The following is a 13,403-nucleotide window of genomic DNA, read 5'->3' on the forward strand; positions in this document are numbered from 1 at the left end:
TGGGGTGGCCGTGGGGCGGGGAAGGAGGCGCCCTCACCGAGCGCCGCCCCGAGGCGCGCGCTCTGTCAGGCATCGGTGCCCCTGGTGGCCGCGAGGCGTGCGTCGAGCCACTCCCTGATCGCCCGCGCCGTCGTGCCGGCGTGCTTCTCGATCACGCTCCAGTGGTCTCCGGGAACGTCCAGGGTGGTGTGCGGCACCGGCCAGGAAGCCCGCCGCTCTCCGATCGCCGTTAAGGGCCCGACGCCGGTGAACGGTCCCGGCAGCGGGTCGGTGGCGCGGAGCAGGAGCGTGGGAACGTCGGCCGGTTCCGGGTGCCAGCCGCGGGCGATGCGGGTGTAGGCGCCGAGGGCGGCCATGGCCATGTCGTCCACGGCGGTGTCGAAGCGCTCGCCCATCTGCAAGGGGAGACGGGCGGGCAGGGCCAGCAGCCACGGCTCTTGTTCGAGGTCGGGGGTGACGTGGTAGGTGTCGACGAGGACGAGGCCGACCGGTGGTGTGCCGGTCGCCGCGAGGCGCGCGGCCACCGAGTGCGCCGGGCAGCCGCCCATCGAGGAGCCGAGGACGGCGTACGGGCGGTCGCCGAGGTGCTCGCGCACGGTGCCGGCGTGCAGATCCACGAGGGTCTCCCAATCGCGTGGCACGGCGTCACCATGGGCGATGCCGGGGTGCCGGAGCTCGAGGACGTCCCGCTCGCCGCCGAAGGAAGCGGCCAGCGTGGCATGCCAGGGCCTGCCGAGAGCGGGGGAGAAGCCGGGCAGGCACACCAGAGCGGGACCGGTGGCGCCTTCCGCGAGCTTGAGGGGCGCGAGCTCGTGCGGGGCGCTGTCGGCGCGTTCGAAGGCGGGCACGGCGAGTGAGGCGGTCACCAGCAAGCGCATCGCCGACACGACGTCACCCGTCTCGCACACACGCCGGTAGAGGGAGGCGAGGGGCTGCGCCGGTCGTGCCGTACATGGGAGCGCGATGGCGGCCTCTTCGAGGAGGACTCCGCCCAACTCCTCGTGAAGATGTCCGGCCAGCTCCGCTGCGCTGGGCCGCTCGAACACGACAGCGGCGGACAGCGGCAGTCCGGTGAGCGCGCTGAGACGGTTGCGCAGCTGTACCCCGGTCAGGGAGTCGAAACCCAGCTCGGCGAAGGGGCGCCCGGGGGGAACGGAGGCCGCGCCGGTATGGCCGAGCACCGTGGCGACCTCCTCGCGGACCAGTTCCAGCAGGGCCGGCTCCCTGTCGGCCGCCGGCAGTGCGGCCAGCCGTTCCCGCCAGGATCCGGCCGTGATGCCAGGGCCTTCGCCCCTTCCGTCCTGTGCTGACTCACGGGCCGTGCGCAGCAGCCCGCGCAGGGGCGGCGGCACCGGCCGCCCGGCGGTCCCCGACTGCCGGGAACGGTCCAGCAGCAGTGGGGCGAGCACCGTCTCACCGCTGCCCAGCGCCGCGTCGAACATCGCCAGCCCCTGCGCGGGGGAGACAGCGCGCAGCACGCCGTCCAGGGCCTGGCCGCGGCCGGTTACGCGCGCCGCCATTCCCTCCCCGCCCGCCCACGGGCCCCATGCCAGGGAAAGAGCCGGCAGGCCGAGGGCGGCGCGGTGGTGCGCGAGCGCGTCCAGGAAGGCGTTCGCGGAGGCGTAGTTGGCCTGACCGGCGGTGCCCAGCAGTCCGGCCGCCGAGGAGAACAGGACGAAGTGCGACAGGGGCAGATGCCTCGTCAGTTCGTGAAGGTTCCAGGCCGCGTCCGCCTTCGGTCGCAGCACCGCGGCGAGCCGCCCGGGCGTCAGGGACTCCAGCACGCCGTCGTCCAGAACGCCGGCGGCATGCACGACGGCGCTCAGTTCGTGCGCGTACGTCTTCACGACGGCGGTCAGGCGGGGGCGGTCGGCGGCATCGCACGCGATCACGTCCACGTGGGCGCCGGACTCCGCCAGCTCTGCCGCGAGTCGCCGCGCGGCAGTGGACCGGAGGCCGTGGCGGCTGAGGAGGACGAGGCGGCGGACGTGGTGCCGGGTGACGAGGTGCCGGGCCAGCAGGCCGCCGAGCGCTCCGGTCCCGCCCGTCAACAGGACCGTGCCCTCTGCCGGAAAACCGCCCGGCCGGTAGTCCGATCCGGCCAGCCGGGGGACGCGCACGGCTCCTTCCGCGAGGGAGAGCTGGGGTTCGCCGGTGGCGACGGCCGCGGGCAGCAGGCGCAGGGACTCGGGCCGGCCGTCGGTGTCCACGACCGTGAGGCGCCCGGGGTACTCCGCCTGCGCCGAACGCACCAGGCCCCACACCGCCGCGGCCGGCAGCTCCGGCTCCGTGGAGGTGGCGCCGCGGGTCACCACGACGAGGCGCGATCCGGGCGCGGCCGGGGCGGACAGGTGGCCTTGCAGCACGGCCAGGGCACGGGCAGTCAGGGCATGGGTGTCCGCGACGGGCCCGGCGCCCGAGGCGTCCGGGGACAGGGAGATCACCATCGTCCCGGGTGCGTTCCGCCGTCCGTCGGGCGCCGCGGGGAGCACGGAGCGTACGCCGATGTCGTCGGGTTCCGTCACGGACAGGGACGGCCCGTCGCCGTCGGCCGGAATACCGACCCAGCGCAGGCCGTACAGGGCCCCGTTCGCTTCCGCGGTCGCGGTGGATTCCGGTACCGGCCGGGTGGTCAAGGACTCCACCCCGGCCACCGGCCTCCCTGTGGGGCCGGTGAGCTCCACGGCGACCGTGTCCGTGCCGGTGGCGCGTACGCGCACGCGCAACGCCGTGGCACCGACGGCGTACACGCTCATGCCGCGCCAGGCGAACGGCATCCGGGCGGGTCCGGCGAGCGGCGCGGCGAGCAGTGACGCGTGCAGGGCGGCGTCCAGCAGCGCGGGGTGAATGCCGTACCGGCCGGCGTCGGCGCTCGCCACCCCGGGCAGCCGCACTTCCGCGAACACCTCTTCGTCCGGCCCGCGCCAGACGGCTGTGACGCCCCTGAAGGCGGGTCCGTACGCGTGACCGGCGTCGGCCAGGCGCTCGTACGCCCCCGTGAGGTCCACGGGCACGGCCTCGGCGGGCGGCCACTCGAAAGCGCCGGAATCATGGCCTCCACGTCCGGTGGCCGGGCCGAGCCGTCCGGTGGCGTGGTGCGTCCAGGCGCCGAGCGGGCCCGACTCCCGTGGGCGGGAGTGGACATCCGCGGTGCGGCGGCCCGACGCGTCCGGTTCACCGAGTACCACCTGCACCTGGACCCCTGCCCCGGAACCGGACAAGGGCAGCGGCGCCAGCAGCACGAAGTCCTCGACGACCTCCAGCCCGCACGCGTCGCCCGCGTGGAGCACCATTTCGGCGAACGCGGCGGCGGGTACGAGCACCTGCCCGGCGACGACGTGATCGCGCAGCCACGGCTGAGCCGTGACGGAGAGGTGACCGGTGCACAGCAGTCGTTCCGTGCCGGGCACGGTGGTCGTCGCGGTCAGCAGAGGGTGCTCGTCCCCGGCGGGGACATGGGCGGCGGTGTCGTCCAGCCAGTAGCGCCGCCGCTGGAAGGGATAGGTCGGCAGGTCCACCCGCCGGGCGCCGCTGCCCGTGAACACCCGGGACCAGTCCACCGGCACGGCGTGTGTGTGCAGCCGGCCGAGCGCGGCCAGGAGCGTCTCCGTCTCCGGCGTGCCCGCCCGTGCGGTGGCCGTGCACACCAGCCCCTCGCGCTGCCCGGCGGCGCCGCTCAGGGCAGCCGCCGTGAGCTGTGCGTCGGGGCCCACCTCCACGCAGGCGGTCACCTGCTCGTCGTGCACGAGACGACGCAGGGCGTCGCCGAACCGTACGGTTTCGCGGGCGTGGCGCACCCAGTAGGACGCCGAGCGCAGGTCGTCCCCGTCCGCCCGGCGTCCCGTCAAGGCCGAGATCACCGGGATACGGGGCCTCCCGTAGGTCACCGCCGACGCGACGCGGCCGAACTCGGCGAGCATCGGTTCCACCAGCGGTGAGTGGAAGGCATGACCTGCCCGCAGCCGCGTGGCACGGCGCCCGCGCCCGGCGAACCGGGACGCGAGGGCGAGCACGGCCTTCTCCTCCCCGGAGACGACGACCGACCGCGGACCGTTCACCGCCGCGATCGCCACGCGGCCCGTCAGATCCGGATCCGGATGGGCCAGCTCTCCCGCCACCTCGTCCTCGGCGGCCTCCAGGGCCACCATGGCGCCCGTACCGGGCAGTTGACGCATCAGCCGCCCCCGGGCCGCGACCAGCTCCACCGCTTCCGGCTCCGACAGGACGCCCGCGACGTGAGCCGCCGCCAGCTCGCCCACGGAGTGCCCGACAAGGGCCTCGGGCCGCACCCCCCCAGGACTCCAGCAGCCGGAACAGCGCCACTTCGAAGACGAACAGGCCCGCCTGCGCGAAGTCGGCCCCGTCCAGCAGAGCGGCGTGCTCGGTGCCCTCCTCCGCCCACAGCACCGAGCGCAGAGGCCGTTCCAGGCTGCCGGTGCCGTCGAATCGTTCACACAGGGCGTCGAAAGCGGCCGCGAACGCGGGGAAGGCACTGTGCAGTTCCCGTCCCATGCCGGGCCGTTGCGCGCCCTGGCCGGAGAACAGCAGGGCCGGACGTCCGGCGGGCGAGCCCGGCTTCGTTCCGCCGCTTCCGGAACCGGTCGCCGCCAACGTGTCCAGAGCGCTCAGCAGCGCCTCGCGGTCCCCCGCGGGCACGGCCGCCCGGTGAGTGAGCGCCGCCCGGGTCGTGGCCAGCGAGAAGGCGACATCCAGCGAGGACAGCTCGGGTCGTTCCCGCAGCAGGGACGCCACCCGCCCGGCCTGCGCGCGCAAGGCCCGCGGATCCGCGCCCGACAGCAGCAGCGGCGGCACCGCACTCCAGGGCTCTCCCGGAGCGGGCTTCTCAGCGGTCCCCTCGGCAGGCTCCCCAAGGGCCTCTTCCAGGATGACGTGGGCGTTCGTCCCGCCGATGCCGAACGCGGACACCCCGGCCCGGCGTGGGCCGCCGGGCGCCGGGTGCCACACCTCCTCCCGCGTCGGAAGCCGTACGGCGCCCGACGACCAGTCCACATGCGGTGACGGCTCCTCGCAGTGCAGGACGCGTGGCAGCCGTCCGTGACGCATCGCCATGACCGTCTTGATGACACCGCCGACACCGGCCGCGGCCTGGGTGTGCCCGATGTTGGACTTGAGCGCACCGAGCCACAGCGGCCGGCCGGCGGGCCGCTCCCCGCCGTACGCGGCTTGCAGCGCCCGGGCCTCCACCGGATCGCCGAGCGCGGTACCCGTGCCGTGCGTCTCGACCGTGTCGATGTCGGCCGGGGACAGCCCGGCGTCGGCCAGGGCCCGGCGGATCACCTCCTGCTGGGCCGGGCCGCTGGGCGCGGTCAGGCCGTTGGAAGCGCCGTCGGAAGCGACGGCCGAACCGCGGAGCACGGCCAGCACCGGATGACCGTTGCGCCGGGCGTCGGACAGGCGCTCCAGCAGGACCACCGCGGCACCCTCGGCCCAGGCGGTGCCGTCGGCCGCGGCCGAGAACGGTTTGCACCGGCCGTCCGGCGCCAGGCCGCGCAGCCTGCTGAACGCGACGAACGGGGCCGGCGTGGCCATGACGGTGACGCCCCCGGCCACGGCCAGTGAGCACTCGCCGGACCGCAGCGCCCGCGCCGCCGCGTGCAGGGCCACCAGCGACGACGAACAGGCGGTGTCCACGGTCACGGCGGGCCCGCGCAGGTCCAGGGCGTAGGCGATACGGCCCGAGGCCACGCTGCCCGCCGAGCCCAGGGCGAGGTGCGCCTCCAGCTCGTGCGGGCCGCGGTGCAGGAGACGGCCGGCGTAGTCGTCGTGCATCACGCCGACGAAGACACCGGTGTCGCTGCCGCGCAGGGCCGCCGGGTCGACACCGGCCCGCTCGCAGAGCTCCCAGGTGGTCTCCAGGAGCAACCGCTGCTGCGGATCGGTGGCCAGCGCCTCCCGTGGCGACATCCCGAAGAACCCGGCGTCGAAGTCGGCCGCCCCGGACAGGAACCCGCCGCGGAGGGTGACGGACCTGCCGAGCCGGTCGGGATCCGGGTCGTGGAGAGCGGACAGGTCCCAGCCCCGGTCGTCCGGGGCGTCCGAGGTCGCGTCACCCCCGGCCGCGACCAGCCGCCACAGGTCCTCGGGCGAGGCCACGCCGCCCGGATACCGGCAGGCCATCGCGACGACGGCCACCGGCTCCGCCGAAGGCGTACGCGCCCCGCCGCCGCCCGGGGCCGGGGCGCCGACCAGCGCGGCTTCCAGGAACGCCGCCACGGCGGCCGGCGTCGGGTGGTCGAACACCAAGGTGGCGGGCAGCTCCAGGCCGGTGGCCGCGCCGAGCCGGTCACACAGCAGTACGCCCCCGAGAGAGGTGACCCCGAAGGCGGTGAAGGGCCGGTCCGGTGACAGGTCCCGCTCCGGCACGCCGCTCGCGTGCGCCGTCGCGGCGAGGACGAGGCGCAGCACGGTGTCGGACCGGGCGGACGGGTTCAGCGCCGACAGCCGCCCGCGCAGGGCGGACGCCGTGGCCTCGCGCGCCGACTCGAGCCGTCCGGCCAGGTGCCGGGCCAGCGCGCGGCGGTCGATCTTGCCCGAAGGGGTACGGGGCACGGTGCCGGTCTCGTACACCTCATCAGGCACCTTGAAGTCCGACAGCCGCTCCCGGCACAGGGCACGTACGAGGTCGGTGTCGACGCCGCCCCGCGCGTCGGTGACCACGAACGCCACCGGCACCTCGCCCAGCACGTCGTGCGGCCTGCCGACGACGGCCGCGTCCACGACGCCGGGGCAGGTGAGCAACGTGTGCTCGACCTCGACCGGGTTGACGTTCTCCCCGCCACGGATGATCAGTTCCTTGACCCGGCCCGTGACGCGCAGCCCGCCGTGTTCCTCGCGACGGCCGAGATCTCCGGTGCGGTACCAGCCGTCCGTGAAGGCCCGCGCGGTGTCGTCCGGGCGGTTGTGGTACCCGAGCATCAGGTTCGGTCCGCGGACCCAGATCTCCCCTTCGTCCCCGTCGGCGACGTCACCACCACCGGCGGGACCGGCCAGCCGCACCTCGACGCCGGGCACCGGCAGAACGCCGGAGCCCCCGGAACGGCCGAGCCGGCCGACGGCGATCTTCCCGCAGGTCTCGGTACTGCCGTAGCCCTCGACCAACGGGGCACCCAGCAGCTCCTCGACCTCCGCCCGCAGCTCCGGGGGAGTCGGCGCGCCCCCGGTGACGCACAGGCGGAGACCCGTCGGCGGCCGGGAGGCTTCGCGGACCGCGGTCGTGAGTAGACGGTAGGTGGCGGGCACCCCGGCCACGAGGGTGAACCGCCGCTCGGCGAGCGCCCGCGCGACGCTCGCGCCCCGGTCGAGGAGGTACGCGCTCGCGCCCACGGACACCACTCCCAGCAGGCACAGCGAGTGCGCGTAGGCGTGGAACATGGGCAGCGGCCACAGCAGCCGGTCCCGTGGCCCCAGGTCCCACAGCGGGACGTAGGCCGCCGCCACGGACCACAGCGCGGCGCGCTGGCCGGAGACCACGCCCTTGCTGGGCCCCGTGGTCCCCGAGGTGTAGAGGATCCAGGCCGGCTCGTCCAGGCCGAGGTCGTCCCGGGGCGCGCGCCCGGGGTCCGACCCGGCGAGCTGTTCGAAGGAGTGGGTGCCCGCGGCTGTTCCGTCCGGTACGGCGCTCGTGCCCGACACCAGGATCCGCGACCGTAACCGCGGCCGTACGGCCGCCAACCGCGAGATCCGTGGCAGCAACGTCTCCTCGATGAGCACCGCGACGGCCTCGCTGTCGTCGAGGAAGTGGGCGAGCTCCGTGTCCGTGGCCCCGGAATCGAGCGGCACACCCACGGCTCCCGCCCGCAGCACCGCGAGGAAACCCTCCACCATCTCCACCCGGTTGCCCAGAAGGAGCACCACCCGGTCGCCCCTCCGCACCCCCAGCCGCATCAGGTGCCCCGCCAGCCGGCGGGTGCGCTCCTCCAGCTCCTTGTACGTGACGCCCCGCCGTGCGTCACTGAAGGCGGTCTTCCCGCCCGCTCGGGCCGCGTGTGCCTCCAGCACGCCCGGCAACGCCCGGATCAATTCGCCGCGGATCTCGGTCACTTCGTCCCTACCCCTCCGGTCATGAACGAGCGAAAGCGTCCCCACGCGCACCACACCACAATCCTCGCTCGCGAGGCCGGAGGAGCCGGGGGCGCGGCAGCCGCGTCGCGAGCGACCGTGAAGCCGGCACCAAGTCGGCGACAGTCAACGCTTTTCCCCCGCCGGTAGTTCCGTCACACGGTCGCGTCACTCGACACAATCAGTAGACATGGTCGAGTGACAATGTCGTCTGTATGGTGGTCGGGAAGCGACCGATGACGCGGAACGAAAGGCACGCTGATGACTCATGCGTCCGTTGCCAAGGCCCAGGCGATACCCGAGCGCCGGGCGCTGCCCCTGGTCGGCCACGCCCTCGACCTGCCGCGCGGCGCCGACGGGCTCGTCCACCTGATGAGGGAGGTCAAGGAGCTGGGGCCGGTGTTCCGGGTACGCGTCTTCGGGTCCGAGATCGTCGTCGTCGGCGGTCTGGATCTGGTGACGGAGCTGTCGGACGAGACCAGGTTCCGCAAGAGCGTGAACCGGGACCTGGTCGAGGTCCGCGAGATCGCCGGGGACGGCCTGTTCACCGCCTTCAATCACGAGCCGAACTGGCGCAAGGCCCACGACATCCTGATGCCGGCCTTCTCGCTCGGCGCGATGCGCGACTACCACGCGACCATGCTCCGGGTCGCCCGCTCTCTCATCGCCAAGTGGGACCGGGTCGGGCCGGACCGCCCCGTGGACGTCCCCGAGGACATGACCCGCCTGACCTTCGACACGATCGGGCTGTGCGGCTTCGGCTTCGACTTCGAGTCGTTCCGCCGCGACGAGGCGCACCCGTTCGTCGACGCGATGTCACGCGCGCTGGCCTTCACCCAGGACAAGGTCGAGTCCGTCCCGGGCTCGGAACTGTTCAAGCGCAAGCAGACCGAGCGGTTCCACCAGGACAACAAGCTGATGACGGACCTCGTCGACGAGGTCGTCCGGCAGCGCAGGGCGTCGGGCGACACGAGCACGGACGACCTGCTGGGCCGGATGCTGCACACCCGGGACACGGTGACGGGCGAGCCGCTGGACGACACGAACGTCCGCAACCAGGTGATCACGTTCCTCATCGCCGGGCACGAGACGACCAGCGGTGCCCTGTCCTTCGCCCTGTACTACCTGACCAAGCACCCCGAGGTGCTCGCACGGGCCCAGGCCGAGGTGGACGCCCTGTGGGGGGACGAGGACGCCCCGGACCCCGGCTACGGCGACGTCGGCAAGCTGACCTACATCCGCCAAGTGCTCAACGAGAGCCTGCGGCTGTGGCCGACCGCGCCCGGCTTCGCCGTGGAGCCCCTGGAGGACACCGTCATCGGCGGCAAATACGCCGTGCGCAAGGGCGAGGCGCTGACGGTGCTCACCCCGGCCCTGCACCGCGACCCCGCCTGGGGCGAGAACGTCGAGCTGTTCGACCCCGAGCGCTTCACACAAGCGCGGGAAGAGAAGCGCTCCGTCCACCTCTTCAAACCGTTCGGAAACGGTGAACGCGCCTGCATCGGCCGCCAGTTCGCCCTCCACGAGGCCACCCTGCTGCTCGGTCTGCTGGTGCACCGCTACCGGCTGATCGACCACACCGACTACCAGCTGAAGATCAAGCAGTCACTCACCATCAAGCCCGAAGGGTTCACCCTCAAGCTTGCCCGGCGCGCCGCCGGCGAGCGCCGACTCCCCGCGGTCGCCGCGAACAGCGTCCCCGCGGGCCAGGACGGACCCATAGACCGACGGGCCGGCGGTACCACGCTGACCCTTCTGCACGGCTCCAATCTCGGCACCTGCGCGGGCATCGCCCGCGATCTCGCCACGGACGGCGACGCGTACGGGTTCGCCCCGTCCGTGGCGCCCCTCGACGACTACGTCGGCGAACTGCGTTCCACCGACGGCCCGGTGGTGATCGTGGCCGCCTCCTACAACGGCAGGCCCACCGACGACGCCGCCGAGTTCGTCGCGTCACTGGAGGGCCTCGAGCCCGGCTCGCTGGACGGCGTCCGGTACGCCGTGCTCGGTGTCGGCGACCGCAACTGGGCGGCCACCTACCAGCGCGCCCCCTCCCTCATCGACGAGCGCCTGGCCTCGGCCGGTGCCACGCCCCTGCTGGAGCGAGGCACGGCCGACGCCTCCGGAGACTTCGCGGGCACGGTGGACCGCTGGACGGCCGACCTGTGGACCGCCCTGCTGGATCGCTACGGCGACCCGGCGGCCGTCCCGGTTCCACGGACGGAGCCGGAAAAGGGCCAGGACCAGGACCTGTACGAGCTCCAGGACACCCCCGGCTCGGTCACCGGCGGACTCGCGGAACGGCACGGAGTCCGGCCGATGGAGGTTCTGGAGGCGTACGAACTCGTCGATACCGGCCACGCGCTCGGCCGCCCCAAGCGCTTCCTGAAGCTTCGGCTCCCCGACGGCGTCACCTACCGCACCGCCGACCACCTGGCCGTCCTGCCTCGCAACCCGGATGCCCTCGTCCAGCGGGTCGCCGACCGCTTCGCCCTCGACCTGGACCGCACGGTGCGCCTGCGGGCGCGGCGCCGCAGCCGTAACACCCTGCCCGTCGACCGCCCGCTGACCCTGCGCCGGCTGCTGACGGACTTCGTGGAACTGCAGGACCCCGCCACCCGGGAGCACGTCGCCGTGCTCGCCGAACACACCGCGTGCCCGCCCGAGAAGCAGCCCCTGGCCGCACTGGCCGGCGCGGACCCCGAGACCTTCCGCGAACAGGTGACAGCCGCCGGACGCAGCGTCCTGGACCTGCTGGAGGACCACCGCGCCTGCGAGCTGACCTTCGAACGCTTCCTGGAGATGCTGCCGGTCCTGCGCCCGCGCCACTACTCCGTCTCCTCCTCCGCCGCGGCCTCTCCCGGCGAGGTGGACCTGATGGTGTCACTGCTCGCCGCCCCGCACCGCGGCGGCGAGGGCACCTTCCGCGGCATCGCCTCGCACTACGCCCGGACCCTGACGGCCGGCGACACCGTCCAAGCGCGGGTGCTGCCCTGCGCCGACTCCTTCCGCCTGCCCGAGGACCCGACGGTGCCGGTCATCCTGGTCAGCGCGGGAACCGGACTGGCGCCCTTCCGCGGCGCCGTCCTCGACCGGCTGCACGCCCGGGCGACCGGAACCCTGCTGTGCTACTTCGGCTGCGACCACCCCGACGTCGACTACCTCCACCGAGAGGAGTTCGAAGCCGCCGAAGCGGCCGGAGCCGTCAGCATGCGCCCCACCTTCATGCACGCGCCCGTGGACGGCGTCCGATTCGTCCAGGACCGCATCGCTCGGGAGAGCGCGGAGGTCTGGGCCGCGCTGGAAGCCGGCGGCCGGGTGTACATCTGCGGTGACGGCCGTCGTATGGCCCCCGCGGTACGCGAGGCCTTCAAGGCGATCTACCGCGACAACACCGGGGCGTCCGACGAGGAGGCCGCCGCCTGGCTGACCGCCCTCACCGAGTCCGGTCACTACGCCGAGGACGTCTGGGCCGGCTGACCACCCGCTCAACTCGACGGTGACGGCTACGGGCGCACAGCGCGCCCGTAGCCGTCACCGTCGCGGCGATTCAGTCCGTCGGTACGTCCGCGAGGCCCAACCGCCCCGTGGCCAGAGCCGTGGTCGCGGAGACCAGGCTCCTCAGACCCAGGACCTCGGCGGCCTCGTCCGGGGCGTAGAGGCGCTGTATCGTCAGGCCGTCGAAGCCGGCGAGGAAGAAACGGGCGATCGCCTCGGGAGGCCGGGAGAGCTCCTGCCGGGCGCGCGCCGCCGCCTCGCTCACCAGCCGCGCCGTCACCTCGACCACTCCGCGGTAGTGGGCCTGGCGGGCCTCGCTCAGCCGGGGGGTGCGCAGCGCCAGCAACGACAGCTCCGTGAGCAGGTGGTAGCCGGCCGACTCCTCGCGCGCCGAGCGCCACAGCGCCCCGGCCAGGGCGGCGATCGTCTCCTCGAAACCGGCGTCCTCGGGCGCCGCCCGCTCGACCCGCGCGATCAGGTCCTCGGTCAGCTGGTCCATGACCGCGCGGTACAGGTCCTCCTTCGTGCCGAAGGTGTAGTGGACCGTTGCCTGTGCGACGCCGAGCTCGGCGGCGATGGCACGCGTGCTTCCGGCTGCCACGCCCTTCCTGGCCATGAGGTCGATGGCCGCCTTGACGAGCTGGGGGCGGCGTTCGACCGCGGAGACATGAGCCATGCGCGGATTGTATCGACCTGGTCCTACGAACAAGTCGGCAGACCAAGGTCGGAGCGCCGGGCCTGCGGTCACATCACGGTCGTCGTCGCTTCGGACGTGCTCTCGTGTATGTAATCCAGCTTCGTCGTGCCGATGCCCTTGTTCGCCTGGAGCCTGTCTCCCACGGTGAGCAGCTGGTGTCCGCCGTACAGGGTTCCGAAGACGTGTGCCTCCTGCTCCACTATCACGGCGCCGTCGATGGTGAGGACCCGGTGCTCGTGCCCGTTCTTCCTCTCACCACCCGGCGTGATCTTGTCGACGATCAGGTTCGGGACCGTGTGCTCCTCGACGACGACGGTCGTCGAGAGGTAGCGCGTGAGCGTGTCGCCCGCGCGCCGCAAGGTGACCTGGATCTGGAACTGGGTGTCACGGGTGAGGTCCGCCACGGGGAACAGCCATTTGTCCTGGCCGGTGAACGGTCCGGCGTGCCGGCCGCCGTAGTAGACGTCGCAGGTGGCGTCGGACGGCGCGGTCCACGTGAGGACGGCCTTCTGCCCGGTGCGGAGCATGGTGACCGGGGTGGAGCCGGGGTTGCCGTCGGCGTCGGTCTCGCGGAGGACGAGGTCGCCGACGGTGTCGGCGGTGAGGGCCTCCGTCGGCGGGTACTTGGCCAGTGGCACGGTCACCTCGTTGGTCTCCCAGGTCACGCCATCGTCGACGCTGACGGTCTCGCGGATGCGCAGCAGGGCGGTGCCCGCGGCGTCGTTGGCCTTGAAGTCCTTGAGGCGCAGGAGCAGTCCGTGGGTGGTGAGGGAGACGGACTCGCCGGAGGCGGGGCGGACCGTGACCGGGGTGCCCTCGCGGCCGCCGGGGGTGAACGCGGCGGTCTCGTCCCGGGGCAGGGTGAGGATGACGCCGTTCTCGATCTCGTCGATGGTCCACTGCTTCGACGGTGCGGCGGTGGGGACGACGCGGGCGCCCGCGGGCACGAGGTCCTGGGCGAGGCCGCCGGTGGGGATCACGACGAGGATCTGCTTGCACAGCACGGCTTCGACGCCCGAGTTCGACGCGACGATGTCGAGGTGGACGGGCCGTCCGGTCGCGAGAGGGGACGGGACCGTGTTCAGGCTGTACGTCAGGCGGCTGGTGCCGCCGAGGTGGGTGCTCATGG

At 73.3% G+C, this 13,403-nt stretch carries 3 protein-coding genes and 1 pseudogene; 1 reads left to right on the forward strand and 3 read right to left on the reverse strand.

Features of this window, described 5'->3' with window-relative positions; all coding sequences use genetic code 11:
* Positions 1–65: 65 nt before the first annotated feature.
* Positions 66–8,019: pseudogene (locus LUZ64_RS37855) on the reverse strand (SDR family NAD(P)-dependent oxidoreductase).
* A gap of 321 nt (positions 8,020–8,340) precedes the next feature.
* On the opposite strand from LUZ64_RS37855, the gene LUZ64_RS29390 reads away from it, so the two are divergent.
* Positions 8,341–11,559 carry a bifunctional cytochrome P450/NADPH--P450 reductase gene (locus tag LUZ64_RS29390; RefSeq protein ID WP_095583875.1) on the forward strand — a complete coding sequence of 1,073 codons (3,219 nt, stop codon included), beginning with the start codon at positions 8,341–8,343 and terminating at the stop codon, positions 11,557–11,559.
* A gap of 70 nt (positions 11,560–11,629) precedes the next feature.
* On the opposite strand, the gene LUZ64_RS29395 is transcribed toward LUZ64_RS29390, so the two are convergent.
* Both LUZ64_RS29395 and LUZ64_RS29400 read right to left on the reverse strand, forming a co-directional pair.
* Positions 11,630–12,253, reverse strand: a complete 624-nt coding sequence (locus LUZ64_RS29395) for a TetR/AcrR family transcriptional regulator (RefSeq protein ID WP_095583874.1) — start codon at positions 12,251–12,253, stop codon at positions 11,630–11,632.
* Between the two features lie 68 nt (positions 12,254–12,321).
* On the reverse strand, positions 12,322–13,401 hold the full coding sequence (locus LUZ64_RS29400) for a hypothetical protein (RefSeq protein ID WP_095583873.1): 1,080 nt from the start codon (positions 13,399–13,401) through the stop codon (positions 12,322–12,324).
* Positions 13,402–13,403: the final 2 nt, after the last annotated feature.

Source organism: Streptomyces albireticuli, assembly GCF_021228125.1.
Taxonomy (GTDB): domain Bacteria; phylum Actinomycetota; class Actinomycetes; order Streptomycetales; family Streptomycetaceae; genus Streptomyces; species Streptomyces albireticuli.